Origin of the sequence: Novosphingobium nitrogenifigens DSM 19370, from assembly GCF_000192575.1 — a bacterium.
GTDB classification, from domain to species: Bacteria; Pseudomonadota; Alphaproteobacteria; order Sphingomonadales; family Sphingomonadaceae; genus Novosphingobium; species Novosphingobium nitrogenifigens.
The window spans coordinates 791,296-815,607 of the sequence record NZ_GL876926.1; the positions used below are offsets into that span (position 1 = coordinate 791,296).

The following is a 24,312-nucleotide window of genomic DNA, read 5'->3' on the forward strand; positions in this document are numbered from 1 at the left end:
GGCAACAGTCCGGTGGCCCGAGCGCGGCGACGCGATCAGAACCGGTCGGGGATATGATTTCCGATTGTTGCGGAAAAATGCGGAAAAGGTGCATTTCGCCACAAATGTGTCATTCTGGCGAGGCGCGCGTTTCACCCCCGTGGTTTCCTCGTCGACCTTGGGGAAAGGCCGTTAAAGCCGCGAATTTCAGGGCCCAATCAACCCGAAATGACGCGGGGTATCAGGCAGAGATGTCCATTTGTTCATCTTTGGCCGATGGGATCGTTTCTTACCTGTTACCCAAATGCATCATGCGATCCGGCGTCAGTCGCGCCAGGTGTCGAGCGCATCGCCAAGAGCGTCACGCAAGGGTTCGAGCCATTGCTCATAGGGGCGCCATTGGTCGATGCCATCGCGGCTGATCGGGCGGCGGACCTGTTCGGAGCTGGGCGTTCGCACGCTGCGACGGGTCTGGTGGAAATTGAGGCAGCCTTCCTCGAACGGCAGCCCGCAATGGTCGAGCAGGCGGCGGATCTGTCCTTCGGGATCGGCGATCAGGTCTTCGTTGACGAGACGCAGGACCTTGCCGGGAAGAACGGCGTCCCAATGCCGCATGAGATCGAGGTAGGTCCGGTAATAGCGGGCGATGTCCTCGATCGAGTAAGTGAATTCCTGGCCCTGCGCGAAGAGCTGCTTGAGGTTGGAAAAGCAGCAGTCCATCGGATTGCGCCGCGCATCGATAATCCGGGCCTTGGGAAGGATCAGATGAATGAGGCCGATGTGCCTGAAATTGTTCGGCATCTTGTCGATGAAAAACGGTCTGCCGAGCGCCCGATAAGGGCGCGTATCCGCGATATAGCGTTCACCGAAGCGGCGGGCCGTCTCCATGTCGACTTCGGGCAGGACGCCGGGATAGCGCGGGTTGTCGAAATTCAGCTCCCGCCCGTGAAGGTCGTGGACGATGTGCTGAATGTCGGGAAGCTCCTGCGTTCCTTCGACTTGTGAGTGCGATGCGAGGATCTGCTCGATCAGGGTCGAACCCGCACGCGGCAGGCCGAGCACGAAAATCGGATCCGGCGAAGGATCGCCCCAACCGGTGCGCGCGGCGAAAAAGGCCGGGGTGCACACGCGCTTCTGTTCACGGGTGTTGGTCTCGAATATCTCCGGACGGTAAGTGCTCTGCGCCCGTTGTGCCGCATTGCCCCGGGTATAGGCCGCCCACGATCCTGCAGGATCCTTGCGGTCCTCCAATGCCTTGCCGAGCGCGAAGGCGAGGTGGATGCGATCGATCGGGGCCGTGCTTTCGAGAGCTTCCTCGCGCGCGATCGTGGCGATTTCCTCGTCGGTGAAGCGATAGGTCTTGAGATTGGCAAGGCTCCACCATGCGTCGCCGAAATCGGGGCGTTCCCGTGCGGCGTCGCGATAGGCCTCGACCGCTTCGGGAACCTGCCCAACCGTCTTGAGCGCATGGCCCAGCCAGAGGCAAAGGTCGGCTCGGAGCAGGCGTGCGCCGTCATCGGTCGGAACAAGGTCTGCCAGCATCGCCCGGTAAAGATTTATAGCTGCATCGTTTTCGCCGAGACCGACGGCAATCGTCGCGGCCTGGATACGGTGCGCGTGATTGGCAGGGTCCCGTTCGAGAAGAGGGGCCAATGCCTTGCGCGCCTCGGAAAACTTGTGTCGCGCGATCAGGGTTTGAACATATTCCCCCCGCGCGTCGTGATGGTCGGGCACCAAGGCCAGTACCCCGGCAAAGAGCAGTTCGGCATCGTCGTGAACACCTCGCACGAAACCGATCTGTGCCAGCAGTCGCATGGCCTCGGGATGGTCGCCGTGAGCCAGCAGGAAATCGCGGATCATCCGTTCAGCAGCGTCCATTTCGCCATCGGAAAACAGGGATTTGGCGCGCAGGACCGGCGGCGGCAGGCTGGCAAGATGCGCACCATGCCGTTCGGCAAGAGCAGCCCCCGCCTGGTCACCGGTCATCCGTGACAGGCCGCCAAGCATGTGCCAGGCCATCGGCAGATTGGGATTGATCGCGACCGCAGCGTTCAGGGCGGCGATCGCTTCGGGAGCATTGCGCAGGGCGACGTGGCAAAGCCCCCGCTCCTGCAGCATCTGGCTGAAATTCGGCTGGATCGCGGCCAGTCGGTCGAGCGTTGCCAAAGCCTCTTGCGTGCGGCGAAGATGACGCAAGGCGCCCGCCGCAATCATCAGGAGATCGCGATTGGAGGGATAGTCCACCAACAACGGTTCAACCGTATCGAGTGCCGCCTGATATTTCCCCGCCACCAGCAATTCGCGCAAGCGCGCCACTTCAATCTCAAGGGAATTGGCGGGCTGCGGCGTGGCAGACTGCATAAGCGAAGGGGAGGTGGCGACCATGATGTGCATACCTTTCGGCAATTGCCGTACGGTTGTCAAAACGATGCCCCGACAAAGAAGGGGCGGCGCCTGGCCGGTGCCGCCCCTCTTCATCGCAAGCCTGTCGTCATGCGCCCCGGAAGGCGTTCGACGATCAGAACTTCATGCTGACTTTCATGCCGTAGACCAGCGGCCGCACGGGAATCTCGGTCTTGATGAACTGGGCCGAGTTGGTGAACGTCGAGGCATGGGTGTTGGTCAGGTTTTCGCCGTAGATCGTGACCGTCCACTTGTCCTTGCTGAACCCGAACGAAGCATCGAGCAGGGCATAGCCCGACATGCGGTAGCGCAGCAGGGTGCTGCCCGGGATGACCACCCCGTTGGGACCGGCAAACGAGGACTGCCCGTCGGCCACCGTGCCCGAAGGATAGGTCGCCGGCTGGTTGTACATCGGGCCGGTATAGGAAACCCCGCCCGAGGCGAACCAGTTCATGCCCGCCTTGCCTTCCCAGTCATAGCGACCGCGGAAGCTCGCCTGGACATGCGGGCTGAACGGGGTCGTGTCGCCGACATTGCCGAACGGGCTGGCAACGCTGCGGACCACGCCGCTCGAATAGACCTGCGTGATGCACTTCCCATAGCTCGACGAAGTCGAGATGTTGGACACGAAGCACGGCGAGGACGACTGCTTGCTGTCGTTGTAAGTCGCCGAGCCCTGGAAGAACAGGCCGTTCATCGGGCGGGCGACGATCTGCGCTTCGACCCCCTTGATGTGATAGTTCGGACCGTTGGTCGCAAAGGCGGTGTTGCCGAAGCCTGCCGCCGGGTTGAAATAGGTCAGCTGAACATTTTCCCAGACCATGTAGTAACCGGACAGGTTGAACTGCACCTTGCGGTCGAACAGGTCGGTCTTCAGCCCGATTTCCCAGTTGGTCAGCGTATCCGGCTTGTAGCTGCCGGGGCGCTGAAGCTGGAAGCCATGGGGTTCTTCGGGATCGCGGACAGCGCCGGTCGATCCGCGGTTGAACCCGCCGGGGCGGAAGCCCTGGCTGAACACGGCATAGAGCATGGTGTGCTCGGCCGGCTTCCAGCTGATCGACCCGCGGCTCTTGAACCCGTGATAGCGGACGTGATCGTTGTTGGCGTCGATGTTGATCCCTGCCGAGCAGGTGAGAGCCTGATAGCAGCTCGTCGAGAACGAGCCGTACTGTGAGCCTGTCTCGAACTCGTTGTAGTTGTAGTAGCGGGTCCCGGCCGTCAGCGTCAGGTTGGGCAGAAGGTCGAAATCGACCGACCCGAAGAACGCGAACTGCTTGTAGCCGCGCTGGGTATCTTCACCGAAAGCCACGGCCGAATTGCGCAGACCAGGTTCGTTCTGGGTCGATCCGGCAATCGGGCCGACCGAGGCGACGCAGACAGACGAGGTCAGGTCGTCGGCCGAGGTGCAACCCGGGATCGTGCGGTAGTACCAGTCGTTGACGTCCTTGATCTTGAAGGATTCGTAATAGCCGCCAAGAATGGCGCGAATGCGCTTGTTGTCCGGGGTGGTGATGCGGACTTCGTGGCTTTCGTGCGTGGTCTTGATCGTATCCTTCCAGTAGGCGTTCGGCGCGTAGCAATAAGGCGTCGCACCGGTGTTCCAGTAGGTGCTGCCGCCGGTGCACTGGTAGAACGTGCCGTAGGACGCGCGGGCATAGTTGGTATAGTCACCCTGCGACGAGATATGCCGGCTCATGTAGGCGCCGGTGTAGAGCACCTTGAAATCGCCGATCTTGCCGTCGATCGTCCAGGCGGTGTTCCAGTAGCTGTCCTTGTTGTAGCTGGGCTCGAACGTGGTCGACTGAAGCGTTCCGATCGGGACGTAGTCATAGCTGTAGGACTGGGTCGAGAACGTGCCCTCGGCATCCAGGCTCTGATAGGATTCCGCGACGAGCAGGTTCCAGTCAGGCGCGATATTCCACGCAACTTCAACGCGGCCGCCGACGTAGTCGACCGGGTTGTAGTTGTTCTTGACCATGTTGGCGTTGTCGTACTTCCCGCTGTTCGACTGTTGCGACGCGGGCAGCGTCTTGCCGCCAAGATTGAAGTAGTGATTGCCGAGATCGGTATCCATGCGCGTGAACGTCGAATAGACGTTGTCGATGTAACCACCGTGATGGTCGTCGTAGACCACCGCGCGCACGGCGAGCTTGTCCTGGATGATCGGCAGGTTGATCATCGCGTTGAAGGCAGCGTTGGCAGCTCCGCCGACGGTCCCGCCGAAACTGCCTTCGATCTTGCCTTCGATCTTGTCGAGCTTGGGCTTGGCCGTGATGTAACGCACAGCACCAGCCTGCGCACCGCCGCCGAACAGCGTGCCCTGGGGGCCTTCGAGCACTTCGACGCGTTCGATGTCGGCGACGTAGACGTCGGCATTGTGCGCCGGGAACTGCATCGACTGATCGTCGAGATAGACCGCCACGTTCGGGAACGGCGAAATCGTGCCGGCCGACTGTTCGCCGCCGTAACCGGCCGAAAGACCGCGCATGAAGATCGCGCCCTGGCCCGGACCGTTGTTACCGAAAGTGACGTTTGGGGTATATTTGAGAAGGTCGCTGAAAGTGGTGACGTTGAGCTTGCTCAGAGCATCCCCGCTCAGCGCCTGCAGGGTCATTGGAACGCTTTGCACCGACTGTGTGCGGCGCTGTGCCGTGACGAGGATTTCACCGGGAATGGTGGAAGGGGTTTCGGCGGCCGCCGGTGCGTCTGCGGCATGCGCAACGCCCGCGCCCCCCATTGCCGCCAATGCGCAGCCCGCAAAAAGGCCGTGTCTCAACAAATGGATACTGTTTTTCATACAACCCCCCTGGGTGTCGTCGTGCGATCCGGCAGCACCGGTGGATTTTCCACCGCGACGAGTTTTCTTGAGCAAAATACGAGCTTGCAAACCGCCAATATCACCCGCCCAGGACATCCGCTGCTCAGGCACGCGGATTGGCGGTCGCAAGGTCATGTTTCCCTCGCGGAAACTTATGCAGGGGGGGTATCACTGGTACAAGGCATTATCAGATTTTATGGATGCCCCATGACTTATTTGATTGACTTGTCATCATTTCCAATTTTCTTGGAGGAGTTATTTAATTTACGTGTATGTGATTCACATTTATGATGAATAATTTTATTATTATTTAGAATATAATTTCGCAAATAGGAATTTTTGAGATTTCTTATAGATATGTGCGGCAGTCTGTGTGAAAAATACTTTCTATTTATTCTGAGTGGCTATTGGGCAATCCCCGCGCAGAAGGAATCTGTGCTTTTTGATCGAGGTCAAAATTAGCTCGTGAAGATCGCCATTTCATTTGATGCTGGTCTTGAAAAAACGGTTCCTTGTCGCGAGAACAGCCTGTGATCTAAGTTTAGCGTATGTCGTCAACTTGGCTCCATCTTAAAAGGGTGGCATCACAGATAGTTGACTGAGCCGTATTACCTTGATCGGGTTACTCTCCTCGGTCGGCGCACCCCCTTGTGTTCGCGTAATGTTCAGGGTAGGCGGACGCCATGGCAAAGCCCAAACGTCGTTATGTCTGTCAGGCCTGCGGCAGCGTGTCCTCGCGCTGGCAGGGTCAATGCCCCGATTGCTCGGAATGGAACACGCTCGCCGAAGAGGCGCCCGAGACTGTGTTCTCGACCAAGCACGACTTGTCGAGTGGTGGACGCGCTTTTTCCTTCGTCCCGCTCGATCGCCCCGTGGCCTTGCCGCCGCGCCGCAAGACCGGCCTTGCCGAATTCGATCGCGCGCTCGGCGGCGGCCTGGTTGCGGGCTCGGCCGTCCTGATGGGGGGGGATCCCGGCATCGGCAAATCGACCCTGTTGCTGCAGGCTGCGGCCAATGTCGCGAGCGGTGGCGGTCGGGCCATCTATATCAGCGGCGAAGAAGCCTCCGATCAGGTGCGGCTGCGCGCCGGGCGATTGGGGCTGGGGTCGGCGCCGATCCTGCTCGCCTCGGCAACGTCGGTGCGGGACATCCTGACGACGCTCGCGACCATGCCCGCGCCCGACTTCCTGGTCATCGATTCCATTCAGACGATGCATTCCGATTCCATCGAGGGTGCGCCGGGCACGGTCAGCCAGGTGCGCGCCTGCGCGTTCGAGTTGATCCGTTATGCCAAGGAAAGTGGCGCCGCGCTGGTTCTGGTCGGCCACGTGACCAAGGACGGCTCGATTGCGGGGCCGCGCGTGCTCGAACACATGGTCGACGTGGTGATGAGCTTCGAGGGCGAGCGTAGCCATCAATACCGCATCCTGCGCGCCATCAAGAACCGCTTCGGCGCGGTCGACGAGATCGGTGTCTTTTCGATGCAGGGACAGGGGCTCGAGGAAGTCGGTAACCCCTCGATGCTGTTCCTGTCCGGGCGAGGGGACCCGGTGCCGGGCAGTGCGGTCTTTCCCGCGCTTGAGGGAACCCGCCCGGTGCTCGTCGAAATTCAGGCGCTGACCGTGCGCCTTGCCAGTGGCGCCACGCCCCGTCGCGCCGTGGTCGGGTGGGACAGCGGACGCCTTGCCATGCTGCTCGCCGTGCTCGAGGCGCGGTGCGGGCTCAATTTCTCGTCGGCGGAAGTTTATCTCAATGTCGCGGGGGGCTATCGCCTCGGCGATCCGGCTGCCGACCTTGCGGTTGCGGCCGCGCTGGTTTCGGCTCTTGCCGATCGGGCCTTGCCTGCCGACGCGGTATGGTTCGGCGAAATCTCTCTGGCAGGAGAAGTGCGGCCTGTTGCTCATGCGCCGATCCGCCTGAAAGAGGCCGCAAAGCTGGGTTTTGCCAGTGCCTTTGGTCCGGCAGGGCTGGAGCAGGAAGGCGGAAGCGATTATCGCGGGCTCAAATTGCTGCCAAATCTCGTTGACCGGATCATAGGGTCCGCCTAGGTCGCGTGGCATGACCGGCTTCGATTATGTCGTCCTGCTCGCTGTCGGCCTTGGTGCCGCGGCCGGTTTCTTTCGCGGTTTCGTGGAGGAAGTGCTGTCGCTTGCGGCATGGTGCCTTGCCATGCTGGCGGTTCATTACGGGCACGCCGCGCTGACGGGACTTCTCGGCGGATGGATCGCAAGCGAAACCAGCGCCGGTATCGTGGCGTTCGGCATTCTGCTTGCCGTTCCCTATTTCGGCACCAAACTCGCCGCGCGGCATATGGGCAACGCGAGCAGAGGCTCGATGCTCGGCCCCATCGATCGCGTCCTGGGCTTCGGCTTTGGCGCAGTGAAGGGCTTTGTCATCATGGTACTGGCCTTTTCGCTGCTGGTCTTTGCCTATGACATCGTCTGGGGCCCCAAAGGGCGTCCAACCTGGATCACGGCGGGGCGCACGTATCCGTTCCTTAACGCGGCAAGCGACGAACTGATGTCGCTCATCTCGGAACGGCGTGAAGATGCGGTAAAGGCGGCTCGGCATCGCGCCACCGATGCCGCGATCGACGCTGCGACCGGTGACAGCGACGGACCTCTCCCCACTCACACCGCATCCCACGCTGCGCACCATCCGCATCGCCATCGGGCCACTGCATCCGACGGCGAATGACGCGATGAACGCCCCGCGCGCGACATTATATACGTCTGCCGTGCTCGCTGCGGCGACGGGACTTGCTGCATTCCCATGGGACGACGCCCTGCCGCTCAAGGGCGAGGCTCGCTCCCGGACTTGCGGCAGCACGCTTGCGATCGGACTAGAACTCGACGGGCAGGGCGCGATCACCCGCCTGGGGGTGCGCGCCCATGCCTGCGCCATCGGGCAGGCGGCTGCCTGCGCCTTTGCACGCGGCGCGACCGGCGCAACCCTTGCCGACCTGTGCCGGACTCGCGATGCCCTGGAGCAGTGGCTTGATGGCGAGGGCGGCTTGCCGGAATGGCCCGGTCTCGACGTGATCGCGCCGGCGCGGGATTATCCCTCGCGGCATGGGGCCATTGTCCTTGCCTGGGACGCGGCGCTTGCGGCACTCGGAAATGGTTCTTCCGAAACCTGACTTCTTCACAAAACGTTCGAAAATGTAGCGATCACGCCTTGTTGCATCGCACATACTGCATCTGCTAGTAATCACCCCGTTAACCCGAGGGGGCTGTCAGATATGGCGAATCAAGCGAAGGATGGCGAAACGGTCATCATCAAGAAGTACGCCAACCGTCGTTTGTACAATACGCGGACCAGCAGTTACATCACGCTCGACCACCTTGCCCAGATGGTGAAGGAAAACGTCGACTTCAAAGTGATCGATGCCAAGTCCGGCGCCGACCTGACTCACACGATCCTGACCCAGATCATCATGGAAGAGGAAGCCGGGGGCAGCCAGATGCTGCCGACCAATTTCCTGCGCCAGCTGATCGGGATGTACGGCAATTCGATGCAGGGCCTTTTGCCCGGTTATCTCGAAGCGTCGATGGAACATTTCCGCGAGAACCAGGCCAAGCTGCGCAAGGCGATCGAGGACAGCATCGGTGCGAACCCGCTGGCCCAGATCGCCCAGCGCAACATGGAAATCTTCAAGGCCGCCGCAGCCGCCTTCGTTCCCGGAGCACAGGCTGCGACCGGCGAGGACAAGCCCGCAGCCGACGGCGACGAGCTGGCGAACCTGCGCGAACAGGTTGCCGAGATGCAAAAGAAGCTCGACAAGCTGGTCAAGTAAGGAATTTCGGGCAGCATCGGCGCATGCCGGGTGTTGCCCGAATCTGTGCGCGCCCTTAACCCGGCGCGCATGACCAGCACCAAGATCAAGCACGCGCTGCCCGTCAAGCGCAGCGAAGACTTCGCCCAGTGGTATCAGGCGGTGATCGCCGAAGCCGAGCTCGCCGAGGAATCCGGCGTGCGCGGTTGCATGGTGATCAAGCCGTGGGGCTATGGCATCTGGGAACGTATCCAGAAGCTGATGGACGAGCGGATCAAGGCCGCAGGCGTCGACAATTGTTATTTCCCGCTGTTCATCCCGCTCTCGTTCTTCGCGCGTGAAGCCGACCACGTGGACGGCTTTGCCAAGGAAATGGCGGTCGTCACGCATCACCGCCTGATCGCCGATCCCGAGCGCGGGCTGATCCCCGATCCCGAAGCCAAGCTGGAAGAACCGCTGGTCGTGCGTCCGACGTCGGAAACGGTGATCGGTGCGGCGATGGCGCGCTGGATCCAGTCGTGGCGCGACCTGCCGCTGCTGACCAATCAGTGGGCGAACGTCGTTCGCTGGGAAATGCGCACCCGCATGTTCCTGCGCACCAGCGAGTTCCTGTGGCAGGAAGGGCATACCGCCCACGCCGATGAAGCCGACGCGATGACCGAAACGCTGCGCGCGCTCGAAATGTACCGCAGCTTTGCCGAAGACGTGCTCGCGCTTCCGGTCGTGGCCGGTCCCAAGCCCGAGAACGAACGCTTCCCCGGCGCGGTCGCGACGTATTCGATCGAAGCGATGATGCAGGACGGCAAGGCGCTTCAAGCCGGAACCTCGCATTACCTCGGCACCACATTCGCCGAAGCCGCCGGGATCCGCTATCAGGACAAGGAAGGCCAGCAAGTGCTGTGCCACACCACCAGCTGGGGCGTTTCGACCCGCATGATCGGCGGCGTCATCATGACGCACGGCGATGATGACGGACTGCGCACCCCGCCGCAGGTTGCTCCGCACCAGATCGTCATCTTGCCCATGCTGCGCGACAACGACGGTGACGAGGCGCTGCTCGCCTATTGCGAAGAACTGCGCAAGGCGCTCGTGTCGCAGAGCGTGTTTGACGAAAAGGTGCGTGTCCTTCTCGACAAGCGTCCGGGCAAGGCAACGGCCAAGCGTTGGGGCTGGGTCAAGAAGGGCGTGCCGCTGGTTCTCGAAATCGGCGGACGTGATGCCGAAAACGGTCAGGTTTCGGTCGTGCGCCGCGACCGCCTGTGGCGCGAAGACGGCAAGGTCGATTTCAAGGGGATCGCCCGCGAGGAATTCCTCGCCACGGCAACCTCCGAACTCGAATCCATCCAGGACGCGCTCTTTGCCGAAGCGCGCGCATGGCGTGACGAGCGGATCGAGCGCGGGATCACCGATCTTGCCGGGCTGGCCGCCTATTTCGCCGACGATCGTCCGATGCCGGGCTGGGTAGAGCTGGGCTGGTCGCGTCCGACCGGCGAAGCTCTCGACAAGGTCGTCGAGCAGTTGAAGGCGCTCAAGCTCACCATCCGCAATACCCCGATCGACGCGACGCCGCCGACCGGCACCTGCCCCTTCACCGGGGAACCTGCGGTCGAACGCATCCTGGTCGCGCGGGCATACTGAGCAACCCGGTCTGGCCAAACCAGTTTGGCCAATCCAGTTCTGGCGCCTTGCTCCCGGCGGGCAAGGCGCTAGGCTCGCCTTTATGAAACGTCTGCTTCTCGGCGCTGCGCTGATCGCGTCTCCCGTTTGTGCGGCTCCGGCCGATCAGGTGTCGCAGGCACGGCTTAAGGTCAGCATCGACCGCCTCGTCGCTTTCGGCACGCGGCATACATTGTCTTCACAGGCCGACCCCCGGCGCGGGATCGGCGCGGCGCGCGCTTGGGCGGAAAGCCAATTGCACGATGCCTGCGGCAAGGATGCCGCGATCGTGAAGCCGGAAACCACGATCACCGGAAAACGCGTTCCCAACCCGACCCGGCTCATCGATGTGCTGGCGGTTCAACGCGGCAGCGAACGCCCCGACGAAGTAGTCATCGTCGAGGCCCACATCGATTCCATGCGCAGCGACGTGATGGACCCGATCGGCGATGCCCCGGGCGCCAATGACGACGGATCGGGTACGGCTCTCGTTCTCGAAGCGGCGCGAACGATGTGTCACGCGCGCTTTCCTTCGACGGTCGTCTACGCCGTTCTCTCCGGCGAAGAGCAAGGGCTTTATGGCGGCAAGCTGCTCGCCGATTACGCCCGGTCTCAGCACTGGACGGTCAAGGCCGTGCTCAACAACGACATCGTCGGCAATTCGCGCAGTTCCGACGGAACCGTCGATGACGCCCATGTCCGCGTCTTTTCCGAAGGCCCTCGCGCCGACGCCGACGCGGCACTGACCCATGCACAACGGCTATACGGCGGCGAAAACGACAGTCCCTCGCGCAATCTGTCCCGCTGGCTGGCGGGCCTTGCCTCGGCCGATCCGGCGGGTCTTTCCGTGCGGCAGGTCTGGCGGGCCGACCGCATGGGGCGGGGCGGCGATCACTTGCCGTTCGAGGAAGCGGGCTATCCCGCCGTGCGCCTTACGGTTGCGGTCGAAAACTATGAAGCGCAGCATCAGACACCGCGCGTGGAGAACGGCCATGTCTATGGCGACACGCCCGACCGGATGGATTTTGCCTATCTCGCCAAAGTCACGCGCCTCAACGTCCGGGCGCTGACGGCTCTGGCCTCGGCGCCGCTGCCTCCGACCGCAAGCGTCGATGGTGCCGTCAAGACGTTCACGACCTTGCACTGGGATCGGGTGCCGGGTGCTTTGTCCTATGCAGTGTGGCGTCGGCGGACCGATGCGCCGGGTTGGGAGGACAAGGTTCTTACCACGTCCGCGACAACGGCCCTGCTCGATGGCGTCCGCGCCGATGACTGGTTCTTCGGCGTCAGCGCAATTGCCGCCGACGGCAGTGCAAGTCCGATCGCCTCCGCCTTGCCCGGTGGCGGATACGGTCCGGTCTTGGCCAAACCCTGAGCCAAAGCCTGTGGTTGCAAACCGGCCGCAGCGCGCGCATGGCCTGTATCATGGTCAGATCCAAGCTTCACACTTCATTGCCCCAGGGCCTGCCCACCCGGCAGCAGGTGCTCGACTTCATCGCCAGCAGCGAGGAACCCGCCGGTAAGCGGGAAATTGCCCGTGCCTTCGGCTTGAAAGGCACCGAGAAGATCGCGCTCAAGGCCTTGCTCAAGGACATGGCCGAAGAGGGCCTGATCGACGGCAACCGCACGGCGTTCCATCGGCTCGGCGGCGTGCCGCGCGTCACTGTTCTGCGCGTTGTCGAAATCGACGATGACGACGTCCTCGCCATCCCCGACAGCTGGCAACCCGACGATGCCACGCCGCCCCCGCGGCTGCGCATTGTCGAAGTGCGTGCAAAGGGCCCGCGCGGCGCGGGACGCGACAAGCAGGCCGCGCTCAAGCTCGGTGATCGCGTGCTTGCGCGGACTGAGGAAACCGGTTCGGGATGGCTCGCCCATCCGATGAAGAAACTGCCCGCGACAAACGACCAGGTCCTCGGCGTCATCGAGCTCGACGGCAGCGGCAAGGGCTGGCTGGCCCCGGTCGACAAGCGCGTCCGTCACTCGGTGCCGATCGCCGATCTTGGCGGAGCCGAAGAAGGACAGCTGGTTCTGGCCGAACCGGCCGGACGCAGCCCGCGCGCAGGCGTCAAGGTCACGGTCGTCCTGGGCGATCCGCTCGCGCCTCGCTCGTTCAGCCTGATCGCCATTCACAAGCACGGCATCCCCTTCGTCTTCCCGCACGCGACGATCGAGGAAGCCGAGCGGGCTGCCCGCCTGCCACTGAGTGAAGACATGCGCGAGGATCTGACGCATCTGCCGATCGTCGCGATCGACCCCGTCGACGCCCGCGACCACGATGACGCGATCTGGGCCGAGCCCGACGGCAGTGGCGGCTATCGCGCGGTCGTCGCCATTGCCGACGTCAGCTTTTACGTCCGCCCGGGCGGGGCCATCGACCGCGAAGCGCGCAAGCGCGGCAATTCGGTCTATTTCCCCGACCGCGTCGTCCCGATGTTACCCGAAGTCCTGAGTGCGGATGTCTGCTCGCTGAAAGCCGGGGAACCGCGCGCCGCAATGGCCTGCCACCTCGCCATCGACGCCTCGGGGCGCGTGACGGGCTGGCGCTTTACCCGCGCACGCGTCCGCATTTCCGAAGTCATCGCCTATGAAAAGGCGCAGGCCCGCATTGATGAAGACACCGCCGAGCCCCACCTGGTCCATCTGTGGGAAGCCTGGCGCCTGCTCGAAAAGGCTCGCCATGCCCGCGACCCGCTCGAACTCGAATTGCCCGAACGGCGTGTCGTGCTCGACCAGCAGGGCCGCATTGCCGAAGTCGCCATTCGCGAACGGCTCGACGCCCACCGCGTCGTCGAGGATTTCATGATCGCGGCCAACGTTGCCGCCGCCAAGGCGCTCGAAGCCAAAGTCGCGCCGGTCGTCTATCGCATTCACGAACCGCCGAGCCGGGAAAAGCTCGTTGCGCTCAAGGACTATCTCTCGACGTTCGACCGCAAACTCGCGCTCGGGCAGGTGATCACCCCTTCGCTATTCAACCGCATGCTCAAGGACATAGCGGACGAAACCGAAAAGGCGCTGATCATGGAGGCGGTCCTTCGCAGCCAGACGCAGGCCTATTACGGTCCGCGCAATGCCGGGCATTTCGGGCTCGCGCTGGGCAGCTATGCGCACTTCACCTCGCCGATCCGGCGCTATTCGGACCTTCTGGTCCATCGCGCGCTGGTTGATGCCTATGACCTGGAACAGCCGCGCCCGCCCGCAAGTGCCGACGTTCCGGCCCTGAGCGGCCTTGCCGATCGTGACCGCAGCGACCTTGCCCGCGTCAGCGACGCGATCAGCGCGGCCGAACGACGAGCGATGGAAGCCGAACGTGAGACGATCGACCGCTATGTCGCGGCATGGTTGTCGGGCCGTGTCGGGGAAGTCTTCGACACCCGGATCACGGGGGTCCAGAAATTCGGCCTTTTTGCCACGATCATCGGGCTGGGCGGCGACGGACTGGTCCCGGTTTCGACGCTCGGCATCGAACGGTTCGGTTACGATGAAAAGGCACAACGCCTGATTGGTGAAGAAACCGGTGAAGAATTCACCATTGGGATGATTCTGAAACTGCGTCTGGCCGAGGCGAACCCCCTGACCGGGGCTCTGAAGTTCGAGCCTGTGAACCTTCTCGACGGGGCAAGCGGGATCGAACGTCGGGGCGACCGCCGCGACGCTCCCCCACGCAAGAGCGGGAAATATCAGGCCGGAAAGCGTGGCCGCCCCGGCAATATCCGGCATCAGGGGCGCCGACGCTGATCCGGAAGAGGGTCAGCTGACGGCGTCGATCCGGGCGTCGTCAGCCCCGCCGGGCACGATCATCAGGACGCAGGGCAGGGTTCCTGCCTGAGCCGCAAAATGGCTCGCCAGCGGGCCGGGCGAGGGACCCCCCGCCGCGCCGATAACCAGCGCGGACACTTCGGGATGGTCGCGCAGATAGTGGCGAACGACGGTCGGACCGTCCCCGGATTTCACCGAAATCGTGGGAACAAGGCCGGATTCGCTGGCGAGACTGCCCGCAGCGAGGCTTGCCAGCATCTCGGCCCGGTCGCGGGCTTCTGCCTCGATCGTTGCCTGAACCGACCCGAAGGTGACGAAGTCGCCCTTGGGGACAAGCACGAGCAAATGGACGTCGGCCCCGGTGCGCAGGGCGCGGCGGGCGGCAAAGCGCAGAGCCCGCGCCGACTCGGGCGTTTCATCGACAATCACGAGGTAGACGCGGCGAACCGCATCGCTGCCCGAACCTGCCCCCGGCACGGTCGACGTCATCCTGCCTCCTCTTCGGCCGACGCGGGAACTGCGTCGTTTCGCCTGAATTTCTCACTCCCTGCCATAATTCGTATGCGACGGGAACGCCAAGCTACTTGACCAGTGGCACCAGCGTGGCGAAATGGCGCCGGAGCCGAAATGTCGTAATTTCACCAATTGGGTTATATTTCGACAAATCGGATGCCAAAAAGGCAAATACTCACATCAGAACGGAAACCCCGCCATGCCGATTGCGATCAAGATGCCCGCTCTTTCGCCGACCATGGAAGAAGGAAAGCTCGCCAAGTGGCTGGTGAAAGCTGGCGATACGGTGTCCTCCGGCGACATTCTCGCCGAGATCGAGACCGACAAGGCGACAATGGAATTCGAAGCCGTGGATGAAGGCGTGATCGTCTCCATCGATGTGGCCGAAGGCACCGAAGGCGTGAAAGTCGGTACGGTGATCGCGACGCTCGCCGGCGAAGACGAAGATGCAACGCCCGCTCCGGCTGCCGCTCCTGCTCCGGCAGCAACCGCTGCTCCGGTCGCGGCTCCTGTAGCGGCGGCTCCTGCTGCGGCCCCGGCCGTCTCGTTCGCCGCCGCCAAGGGCGACCGCGTGGTCGCAAGCCCGCTCGCCAAGCGGATTGCCGCCGACCGTGGCGTCGATCTCAAGGCCGTGAAGGGCAGTGGCCCCAATGGCCGCATCGTTCGCGCCGACGTCGAAGGCGTACCGACGGCGCCCGCCGCAGCTCCGGTTTCGGCCCCGGCTCCCGTTGCTGCACCGGTTCAGGCAGCAGCTCCGGTCGTCGCTCCGACGGTTCCCGATTTCGGCATTCCCTTCGAAGCGAGCAAGCTCAACAACGTCCGCAAGACGATTGCGCGCCGCCTGACCGAAGCCAAGCAGACGATCCCGCACATCTACCTGACGGTCGATGTCCGTCTCGACGCGCTGCTCAAGCTGCGTGGGCAACTCAACAAGGCGCTCGAAGCACAGGGCGTGAAGTTGTCGGTCAACGATCTCCTGATCAAGGCGCTCGCCAAGGCACTGGTGCAGGTGCCCAAGTGCAACGTGAGCTTCGCGGGTGACGAACTGCGCAGCTTCAAGCGCGTGGACGTCTCGGTTGCCGTTGCCGCGCCGTCCGGCCTCATCACTCCGATCATCGTCGATGCCGGGGCCAAGTCCATTTCCACGATCGCTTCGGAAATGAAGGCGCTGGCGAGCAAGGCTCGCGACGGCAAGTTGCAGCCGCATGAATACCAGGGTGGCACGGCCAGCCTGTCCAACCTCGGTATGTTCGGCATCAAGCAGTTCGATGCCGTCATCAATCCGCCGCAGGGCATGATCCTGGCCGTGGGTACGGGTGAACAGCGTCCGTGGATCGTCGATGGCGCGCTGTCGGTCGCGACGGTCATGACCGCCACCGGAAGTTTCGACCACCGCGCCATCGACGGCGCCGATGGTGCCGAATTGTTGCAAGCGTTCAAGGCGTTGGTCGAAGACCCGCTGGCGCTGATCGCATAAAGGAAAAGTACAATGAGTGATCCCAATCCGCCGGAACTTCCCCCCGTTGGCGAACCTGCCATCCGCATCACCGCGATGCCGGCAGACGCCAATCCTTCCGGCGATATTTTCGGCGGTTGGCTGATGGCACAGATGGACATGGCCGCGGGGATCATCGCCGCGCGCCATTGCCATGGCCGCGCCGCGACCATCGCTGTCGAAGGGATGAAGTTTCACCACCCCGTGCACATCGGTGATGAAGTTTCGGTCTATGCCGGGCTCGCTTCGGTGGGCCGCACTTCGATGGTCATCAATGTCGAAGCCTGGCGCCGTGCGCGCACCGGCGACGAACGCGAACGCGTTACACAGGCGCGCTTCTTCTTCGTGGCGATCGACGAAGATCGCCGTCCGCGGCACGTTCCCCCGCTGACGGAAGCCGATCCGTCTTACGCCACTCCCAACGTATAAACGTATAAACGTATAAACGTATAAACGTATAAAGGAGCATTTCCTTGGCCGACACCTTTGACGTCATCGTGCTGGGCTCGGGCCCCGGTGGCTATGTCGCGGCGATCCGCGCCGCTCAGCTCGGGCTCAAGACTGCAATCGTCGAGCGCGAGAATCTCGGTGGCATCTGCCTCAACTGGGGTTGTATCCCGACGAAGGCTTTGCTGCGATCGGCCGAGGTGTTCCATCAGATGCAGCATGCCAAGGCCTATGGCCTGGCAGCCGACAACGTTCGCGCCGATCTCGGCGCGGTCGTTGCCCGGTCGCGCGGCGTCGCCAAGCAGCTCAACCAGGGCGTCACCCACCTCATGAAGAAGAACAAGATTTCTGTCTTCATGGGGACGGGCGTGCTCAAGGGGCCCGGCAAGCTGGAAGTGACCGGCGACAAGGGCGTCGAAGTCCTGTCGGCCAAGCACATCGTCGTTGCGACCGGTGCTCGTGCGCGCGACCTTCCTTTCGCCAAGGCGGACGGAAATCGCGTGTGGACCTATCGCCATGCCATGACGCCAAAGGAAATGCCGACCAAGCTGCTGGTCATCGGATCAGGCGCGATCGGCATTGAATTTGCAAGTTTCTACAACGATATGGGCGCGAAAGTTACGGTCGTCGAGATGATGGATCGTGTCGTTCCCGTCGAGGACGCCGATGTTTCGGCCTTCGTTGAAAAGGCCCTGACCAAGCAAGGCATGACCATCCTGACCGGTGCAGGGGTCGAAGCCATCGACGTCGGCGCGACCGGCGTGAAGGCAAAGATCAAGGGCAAGGATGGCAAGGTTGTCGAGGATACCTTCAGCCACGTCATCGTGGCGGTCGGCATCGTCGCCAATACCGAGAACATCGGCCTTGAAAGCGTCGGGGTCGCCACCGAACGTGGCATCATCGCGATCGATCCCTATGGCCGCACGTCGGCGAAGGGAATCTGGGCAATCGGCGACGTCACGCCGGGCCCCTGGCTTGCTCACAAGGCCAGCCATGAAGGCGTGACCGTTGCCGAAGCGATCGCGGCGGAGCTCGGCAACAAGGACGTCCATCCCCACGCGATGGATCGCCGCAACATTCCCGGCTGCACCTATTGCCATCCGCAGATTGCCAGCGTCGGCCTGACCGAAGCCAAGGCGAAGGAAGCCGGCTACACCGTGCGCGTCGGTATGTTCCCCTTCATTGGCAATGGCAAGGCGATTGCGCTGGGTGAACCCGAAGGCTTCGTGAAGACGGTCTTCGATGCCAAGACCGGGGAACTTCTGGGCGCTCACATGGTCGGCGCGGAAGTGACGGAAATGATCCAGGGCTTCGTCGTCGGCAAACAGTTGGAAACGACCGAAGCGGAACTGATGCAGACGGTGTTCCCGCACCCGACCATCAGCGAGGCCATGCACGAATCCGTGCTCGGCGCCTATGGACGCGCGATCCACATCTGATCACGCCCCAACGCCAATGCCCATCGACGGGGCGCCCCGGGAAACCGGCGGCGCCCCGTCTGCATTCGGGATTCCAGGTCCAAAGCGGTCAAGATTTATCTAGGTGCGGCAATGCGATGCCGTTAGTCTCCGCCGCGAACCGGGGCAGGGGGCCAACCGGTTCTGTGGGGGCAGAGGCATGGCCTATTACACCGATCCATCCGTGGTGGCGGGCTTTTCGACAACCGGCGATCCTTTCATCGATTCCCTGTTCGATGCCGATCCCAGTTATCGTTTCGCCTGGTCCACGACAGTCGGTGGCGTCACCCAGATCAGCTATAGCTTCCCCTGGCTCAATGGGGTCGGCAGCAAATTCATCAGCGGCTATGGCAGCGGCGAAAACCTGCGCGTCAATTCCCCGTCCTCCGTCACCGCGAGTGACGTCACCTATATCGGACAGGCGTTTCAGGCTTGGGCCGCTGTCGCCAATGTCAATTTCACCCAGGTCACGGAAACCAACGCCGGACAGGTCGGCGACATCCGCATTGCCTTTACCGGGGTGATCCCCTCGCAATACTGGGGCTATACGATCGTCACCAGTGACGGGGCGGACAACAGCAACGGCGACATCTGGATTTCCAACAGCGTACGTTCGGAATCCTTTGCGCCCTACACCTACAATTACAACGCGATCCTGCACGAAATCGGCCATGCGCTGGGGCTCAAGCACCCGTTCGAGGCGCCGACCATTCCCAGCGGGTACGACAACCGTCGTTTCACCATCATGTCGTACACCGATCCGCAGAATGCCTATTGGTATGACAAGAGCACCGGAACCTACAAATACCTGATCATGACCCCGATGGTCTATGACATCGCCGCCGTTTAGCATATCTACGGCGCGAACACGACCTATCACACGGGGGATGACACTTACACCTATTCCCCCAATCAACCGTTCTACGCCACGATCTGGGACGCAGGGGGCAATGATACCATCAACCTTTCGGCGTTCAGCAATCCCTGCGTCGTCGATCTTCATCCCGGCAGCTATTCGCTACTTGGGTTCAATGGTGTCACGCTTGATCCCAACCTCGGCATCGCCTTTGGCTGCACGATCGAAAATGCCATCGGCGGGCAGGGGGCCGACGCGATCGACGGCAATGACGTCGCCAATGTCCTGAAAGGCGGGGGCGGGGCCGATACCCTGACCGGGGAAGCCGGACGCGACACCCTGTACGGCGGCGCAGGCATGGACCACCTCTACGGCGGGGCCGGGAACGACATCCTGTCCGGCGGGGACGGAAATGACCAGCTTTTCGGCGGGAGCGGTGCCGACCAACTCATGGGCGGCTATGGCGCCGACATCCTGCACGGAGGGACCGGTGACGACTATCTCTATGGGCAGGCGGGCAACGACACGCTTTATGCCGACAGCGGGGCCGACAAACTGTTTGGTGGCGACGGCAACGACGTTCTCTATGCCGGGACCGGCAACAGCAAGCTTTATGGCGGCAACGGCAACGACATCCTGCACGGGGGAGCGGGGCATGCTCTCCTGACCGGAGGCGCGGGCGCCGACACGTTCCTGTTCGACAAGGGGGAAACAGGCGGCCTGACCCCGACGAGTTGCGTCGAGATCACCGATTTCAATCCCGCTCAGGGCGACATCATCAGCCTTGCCCCGATGACGGCCTATGATCCTTATGCGGGCGCCAGCGTTCCGACCCAGATCGGCACGGCTCTGACCTTGACGTTCATCGGCAGTGCCGCCTTCAGCCACACGACCGGTGAAGTCCGCTATGAAGTCGACAGCGGCTATACCCTGATCGAAGGGGACACCAACGGCGACGGGCAGGCCGATTTCATGATCCGCCTCGATGGCGTCACCACATTTGCCGCTTCCGAACTCGTCCTCTGATCCCTTTTATCGCCAACGTCGCGCAAGGTGCTGTTGAACAAGGAATTCACCGGCATCGACCCCATTCACGCTGACCAGGGCGAGCGTGCGGCCATAGCGGTCGACACCGATCCGCCGGACGACGATGGGGCCACGGCCGAGGAAGGCAACGAGGGCATTCCGAGCCGCGCGGCCAAGGGCAAAGTCACACCATCCCCGCCGATAGGAATCGGGCGCACACTTGGGCGACGACGGCAATTCGGGCGCATCGATGTCGGAAATGCGGATCCGCTCTTCCCCGCAGCGGATAGTGTCGCCGTCATGAACGGCAGGAGCAGGACACGCGGTCAAAGCCGCCGCCGCAAACAAGGGCATGATTATCATCGCGTCGCTATCGCACGCGGAACAGGGACTGCGCGCCGTCAATCAAGTTGGAAATGGCGGGATATTTCGGCGCCTTCGGTCATTCCGCGCACCGGACATATCCCTGTAGCGCTTCGACCAGATGATCGAAGACCGCCCGGATACGCCGGACACGCCGAAGATCCTCGTGCATGACGACCCATGTTTCCATGTCCGGGCGGAACACCTGCGGCATCAGATGAACGAGATCGCGGTCACGCCGTCCCAGCGCGACCTGACAGATGCCGATGCCAAGGCCCGACCGGATCGCCGAAAGCTGCGCAAGCTGGCTATCGGTCCGGATCGAGAAGTTATCCCTGCGCAAATGCAGGCCGTGCCCGGCCACAAAGTCGAGGTAGGTGGTTTCCCGATCGGGACCGATCAGGGTGTGGTGAGCCAGATCGGCGTGACTGGCAGGCACTCCTGCTATCCGGAGATAGGATCGGTGGGCAAAGAGCCCGAGCGGCACTGTCCCGATCCGGCGCGCGATCAGGGCCGCCTGCGCGGGCCGAACCATACGCACGGCTATGTCCGCTTCCTGCCGGGTCAGATCTTGTGTCCGGTTGGCAAGATCCAGTTCGACGATCAGCCCCGGATGGGCGGCGCGCAAGGGAACCAGAACGGCCGGAAGGACTTCCGCCCCGACGACATCACTGGCGGTGATGCGCACGACGCCTTCGACTGCTGTGCCATCGGCCGATGCTGCGCGCGAAAAAGCCTCTGCGGCGACAGCCATGACGCCGGTATGGCGGCCTAGTTCCCGCGCGGCGTCCGTTGGGGTCAATCCCGTTTGCGAACGGACGAACAACGGTGCCCCCACTGACTGCTCGAGTGCATCGAGACGCCGTCGCATCGTCGGCTGTGTGACGCCCAGAAAGCGCGCCGCCGCCGACAGGCTACCCGTTCGAAGAACGACGGAAAAGGCGTGCAGGTCTTCCCAATCGGCCATCCATATTCATCCAAATCCGTTGATCCGATCGACAGTCTTAGTCGATTTCGTTGAACGATCCCAACCGCCATCATCCGAAGGGAAAGGATGACGGACATGAATGGGAACCCCAAGCAGACAGCGCTGGTTCTGGGAGCCACCGGAGGAATCGGAGGAGAGCTGTCCGCCACACTGTTGCGAAGAGGCTGGCGCGTTCGCGCACTGTGCCGTTCGCCGGAAAAGGCCCGGACGAGCTGGACGCATGGCGAGATCAGCCCCGAATGGGTGCAGGGGGATGCCATGGACAGCCATGCCGTCGCACGGGCCTCGGCAGACCCGGCAGTTATCGTTCACGCGGTCAATCCGCCCGGCTATCGCGACTGGGACAGGCTCGTCCTGCCCATGATCGACAACACGATTGCCGCCGCCATTGCGACGGGCGCGACGATCGTCCTGCCCGGAACGGTCTATAACTATGGACCGGATGTTTTCCCCTTTGTCGCCGAGGATGCCGCGCAACACCCGCTCACGCGCAAGGGCATCATTCGCGTCGCCATGGAACAACGCCTTCGGGACGCGGCGGAGAAGGGGGCAAGGGTTCTGATCGTGAGAGCCGGTGATTTCTTTGGCCCTCACGCGGGGAACAACTGGTTCGGCCAAGGGTTGGTGAAGCCGGGAAAAATCCCGCGCGCGATCACCTATCCGGGCAAGTCGGGGATCGGACATCAGTGGACCTATCTCCCCGACCTTGCCGAAACCATGGCAAGACTTCTCGAACGTCCTCAAGAAGATGTGCGTTTCGAACGGTTTCACATGGGCGGGCATTGGGATCCGGACGGCACGGCCATGATCGACGCGATCCGCGCCGCCGTCGGGCGCGCTCTTCCGGTTCGGCGCTTTCCATGGTGGATCGTCCGGCTTGCCGCACCGGCGGTCCCGCTGTTCGGCGAACTTTCCGAAATGCGCTATCTCTGGCGCACTCCCTTGCAACTCGACAACACCAGCCTCAAGGCCGCCATCGGCAACGAACCCCATACCCCACTGGCTGAGGCGGTCAGGGAAACTCTCTTGGGCCTGGGGTGCATCGCGGATGGGTAAATAGGGTGCATCGGGGTACTGGGCCGACGCTTGACAGTCGGACTGACGGCGCCATCGTCTCGGTCGATGCCGATTTCCGCTCTTCTGCTTGCAGCCGCCCTGACTACGCCTGCGGGTGTGGCGGTACGCTTTGACCGGCATCACGCCGAAACCGTCGTGCAGGAAGGAGCCGCCGACCGGGCCAGCGGGCGTCCCGCCACGGCCGTTTCGCCGGTCCGGATCGCCTCGATTTCCAAGCTGGTGGTTGCGCTTGGCGTCATGCGACTGGTGGACGGCGGGCGGCTCGATCTGGACCGGGATGTGTCGGACTATCTGGGCTGGCCCTTGCGCAATCCCGCTTTTCCCGACACGCCGATTACCCTGCGTCTCTTGCTGTCGCACCGCTCCAGCCTGACCGACGATGCCGGGTATGTCATCCCGCTGGGCGAAAGCCTGCGGACGCGGGTTGCCGATCCGCGCGCCTGGGACAAGGCCCATGCCCCGGGCAGCAACTGGTTTCATTACACCAATCTCAATTTCCCCGTTGTGGCGACCGTCATGGAAAAGGCGACGGGCGTGCGTTTCGACCTCCTCATGCAGCGGCTCGTGCTTCGCCCGCTCCACCTGCAGGCCTGTTATAACTGGTCGCCGTGCACTGTGCAGGATGCTGCGCGGGCAGTGGTACTCTATCGCGCGAATGGTGAGATCGCCAAGGACGACCTGCATGGGACGTTGCCGACCTGCCCGGTCGAGGTCGTGCCGGGGGGATCGTGCGATCTGGCCGCCTATCGCCCCGGTGAAAATGGCGCGCTGTTCTCGCCGCAGGGAGGCCTGCGGATCAGCATGGCGGATCTGGCGCGGATCGGGGAAGTCCTGGCGCGGGGCGGGCACGGTTTCATCAGTCCCCATGCCTTTGCCGAGATGGTCCGCCCCTACTGGCGCTTCGACGGCACCAACGGCCTTGGCGAAAATGGCGAGGGCGACGGGTTCTTCTGTGCCTATGGACTCGCGGTGCAGACGATCGGGCTTGGCGGCAAGGGGTGTCACGACGACCTGTTCGGCGACGGAAAAGTCCGGATCGGCCATCCTGGCGATGCCTATGGCCTGAAATCGGGGCTCTGGGTCGATCCGGCGAGGGGGCAGGGGCTGGCCTTTTTCACCACCGCCGTCGACGATGACGCCCCCAAGGGGCACAGCGCCTTTACCGCGCGAGAAGAAGCCATGGTGGCCCGCGCCCTGCCGCAGCCCTACCCCCGGCCGTAGCGTGAGCGCGGGTATTCAGCTTGGGACACAATCACACGTCATTTTCAACGGAGAAGCTGCCATCTTTCGAAACCCGCAAACGTCCGCCTGTTTGAGCTGCGATTTGTCGCGTCGTGTGCGTATCCAACTGCACCCGCATCAACCGCTAAGGTCGTCTGATCTGGGCTGCCCGATTTGCAACCCCGTTCCGGCGGTATAGCGAAGCTCAGCGCCAAGTGCCCGATCTATCGGGGCGCGGTTATGGGAACAGAGATGCAGATTTGAAAAATATCAATAAAATCAGTGTAAATTGGCGGACAGGGTGGGATTCGAACCCACGGTGAGCTTGCACCCACGGCGGTTTTCAAGACCGCTGCCTTAAACCACTCGGCCACCTGTCCGCGTTGCCCTTGGGCAAGTCACGCTCGATAGCCGAGCGGATCGGGAAGGCAAGGTTTTTCATCTGTGGGGTTTTACCGCAAAGGGGATACCCAAGAGGC

At 62.6% G+C, this 24,312-nt stretch carries 20 protein-coding genes and 1 tRNA gene; 15 read left to right on the top strand and 6 right to left on the bottom strand.

The annotated features are described in order from the left end of the window. Window positions 1–303 precede the first annotated feature (303 nt). On the bottom strand, window positions 304–2,373 hold the full coding sequence (locus Y88_RS03850) for a tetratricopeptide repeat-containing sulfotransferase family protein (RefSeq protein WP_081458628.1): 2,070 nt from the start codon (window positions 2,371–2,373) through the stop codon (window positions 304–306). A gap of 124 nt (window positions 2,374–2,497) precedes the next feature. Next, window positions 2,498–5,158 carry a TonB-dependent receptor gene (locus Y88_RS03855; RefSeq protein ID WP_232280904.1) on the bottom strand — a complete coding sequence of 887 codons (2,661 nt, stop codon included), beginning with the start codon at window positions 5,156–5,158 and terminating at the stop codon, window positions 2,498–2,500. 3 nt (window positions 5,159–5,161) lie between these two features. Between Y88_RS03855 and Y88_RS19325 the strand changes: the two genes are divergently transcribed. The 8 genes from Y88_RS19325 to Y88_RS03890 all read left to right on the top strand — a co-directional run bounded on the left by Y88_RS19325 (window position 5,162) and on the right by Y88_RS03890 (window position 14,369). Beyond that, window positions 5,162–5,491, top strand: coding sequence for a hypothetical protein (locus Y88_RS19325; protein WP_232280905.1), 330 nt, complete (start codon window positions 5,162–5,164; stop codon window positions 5,489–5,491). A 392-nt stretch (window positions 5,492–5,883) separates the two neighbouring features. Continuing rightward, the gene (gene radA / locus Y88_RS03860; protein WP_008066464.1) at window positions 5,884–7,248 is read left to right on the top strand and encodes a DNA repair protein RadA; all 1,365 of its coding nucleotides are present in this window, start codon (window positions 5,884–5,886) and stop codon (window positions 7,246–7,248) included. Between the two features lie 10 nt (window positions 7,249–7,258). Further along, window positions 7,259–7,897 (top strand): CvpA family protein, encoded by a 639-nt coding sequence (locus Y88_RS03865; protein ID WP_008066466.1) that lies wholly within the window; start codon window positions 7,259–7,261, stop codon window positions 7,895–7,897. A 4-nt stretch (window positions 7,898–7,901) separates the two neighbouring features. Continuing rightward, a complete protein-coding gene (locus Y88_RS03870) occupies window positions 7,902–8,339 on the top strand; it encodes an iron-sulfur cluster assembly scaffold protein (protein ID WP_232280906.1) in 438 nt (145 codons plus the stop codon). A 102-nt stretch (window positions 8,340–8,441) separates the two neighbouring features. Next, on the top strand, window positions 8,442–8,996 hold the full coding sequence (gene phaR, locus Y88_RS03875) for a polyhydroxyalkanoate synthesis repressor PhaR (RefSeq protein ID WP_008066470.1): 555 nt from the start codon (window positions 8,442–8,444) through the stop codon (window positions 8,994–8,996). A 69-nt stretch (window positions 8,997–9,065) separates the two neighbouring features. Next, window positions 9,066–10,613, top strand: a complete 1,548-nt coding sequence (proS, locus tag Y88_RS03880) for a proline--tRNA ligase (RefSeq protein ID WP_008066472.1) — start codon at window positions 9,066–9,068, stop codon at window positions 10,611–10,613. 82 nt (window positions 10,614–10,695) lie between these two features. After that, window positions 10,696–12,006 carry a M28 family peptidase gene (locus Y88_RS03885; RefSeq protein WP_008066473.1) on the top strand — a complete coding sequence of 437 codons (1,311 nt, stop codon included), beginning with the start codon at window positions 10,696–10,698 and terminating at the stop codon, window positions 12,004–12,006. Window positions 12,007–12,056: 50 nt separating this feature from the next. After that, a complete protein-coding gene (locus Y88_RS03890; RefSeq protein WP_198133320.1) occupies window positions 12,057–14,369 on the top strand; it encodes a ribonuclease R family protein in 2,313 nt (770 codons plus the stop codon). 12 nt (window positions 14,370–14,381) lie between these two features. Here the strand turns inward: Y88_RS03890 and Y88_RS03895 are convergent, their stop codons facing one another. After that, entirely contained in the window at window positions 14,382–14,879 is a 498-nt protein-coding gene (locus Y88_RS03895; protein ID WP_008066476.1) for a universal stress protein, read from the bottom strand. A gap of 223 nt (window positions 14,880–15,102) precedes the next feature. Between Y88_RS03895 and Y88_RS03900 the strand changes: the two genes are divergently transcribed. From Y88_RS03900 to Y88_RS19785, 5 genes are all read left to right on the top strand, one after another. Next, window positions 15,103–16,380 (top strand): pyruvate dehydrogenase complex dihydrolipoamide acetyltransferase, encoded by a 1,278-nt coding sequence (locus Y88_RS03900; protein ID WP_008066478.1) that lies wholly within the window; start codon window positions 15,103–15,105, stop codon window positions 16,378–16,380. 12 nt (window positions 16,381–16,392) lie between these two features. Continuing rightward, a complete protein-coding gene (locus tag Y88_RS03905; protein ID WP_008066480.1) occupies window positions 16,393–16,827 on the top strand; it encodes an acyl-CoA thioesterase in 435 nt (144 codons plus the stop codon). Window positions 16,828–16,871: 44 nt separating this feature from the next. Then, window positions 16,872–18,284 (top strand): dihydrolipoyl dehydrogenase, encoded by a 1,413-nt coding sequence (lpdA, locus tag Y88_RS03910; protein ID WP_008066481.1) that lies wholly within the window; start codon window positions 16,872–16,874, stop codon window positions 18,282–18,284. A 178-nt stretch (window positions 18,285–18,462) separates the two neighbouring features. After that, window positions 18,463–19,152: a matrixin family metalloprotease gene (locus tag Y88_RS03915; RefSeq protein WP_008066483.1), complete on the top strand. Its 690-nt coding sequence runs from the start codon at window positions 18,463–18,465 to the stop codon at window positions 19,150–19,152. A gap of 3 nt (window positions 19,153–19,155) precedes the next feature. Beyond that, the gene (locus Y88_RS19785; protein ID WP_408637188.1) at window positions 19,156–20,184 is read left to right on the top strand and encodes a M10 family metallopeptidase C-terminal domain-containing protein; all 1,029 of its coding nucleotides are present in this window, start codon (window positions 19,156–19,158) and stop codon (window positions 20,182–20,184) included. A 6-nt stretch (window positions 20,185–20,190) separates the two neighbouring features. Here the strand turns inward: Y88_RS19785 and Y88_RS03930 are convergent, their stop codons facing one another. Together Y88_RS03930 and Y88_RS03935 are read right to left on the bottom strand one after the other, a co-directional pair. Continuing rightward, window positions 20,191–20,538, bottom strand: coding sequence for a thermonuclease family protein (locus Y88_RS03930; protein WP_008066485.1), 348 nt, complete (start codon window positions 20,536–20,538; stop codon window positions 20,191–20,193). 88 nt (window positions 20,539–20,626) lie between these two features. Beyond that, on the bottom strand, window positions 20,627–21,514 hold the full coding sequence (locus Y88_RS03935) for a LysR family transcriptional regulator (RefSeq protein ID WP_008066487.1): 888 nt from the start codon (window positions 21,512–21,514) through the stop codon (window positions 20,627–20,629). A gap of 96 nt (window positions 21,515–21,610) precedes the next feature. Here Y88_RS03935 and Y88_RS03940 point away from each other — a divergent pair, with 96 nt between their 5' ends. After that, window positions 21,611–22,591, top strand: a complete 981-nt coding sequence (locus Y88_RS03940) for an NAD-dependent epimerase/dehydratase family protein (RefSeq protein ID WP_026166823.1) — start codon at window positions 21,611–21,613, stop codon at window positions 22,589–22,591. Between the two features lie 66 nt (window positions 22,592–22,657). After that, window positions 22,658–23,833: a serine hydrolase domain-containing protein gene (locus Y88_RS03945; protein ID WP_008066490.1), complete on the top strand. Its 1,176-nt coding sequence runs from the start codon at window positions 22,658–22,660 to the stop codon at window positions 23,831–23,833. A gap of 290 nt (window positions 23,834–24,123) precedes the next feature. On the opposite strand, the gene Y88_RS03950 is transcribed toward Y88_RS03945, so the two are convergent. Then, window positions 24,124–24,213: transfer RNA gene (locus Y88_RS03950), tRNA-Ser, on the bottom strand. Window positions 24,214–24,312: the final 99 nt, after the last annotated feature.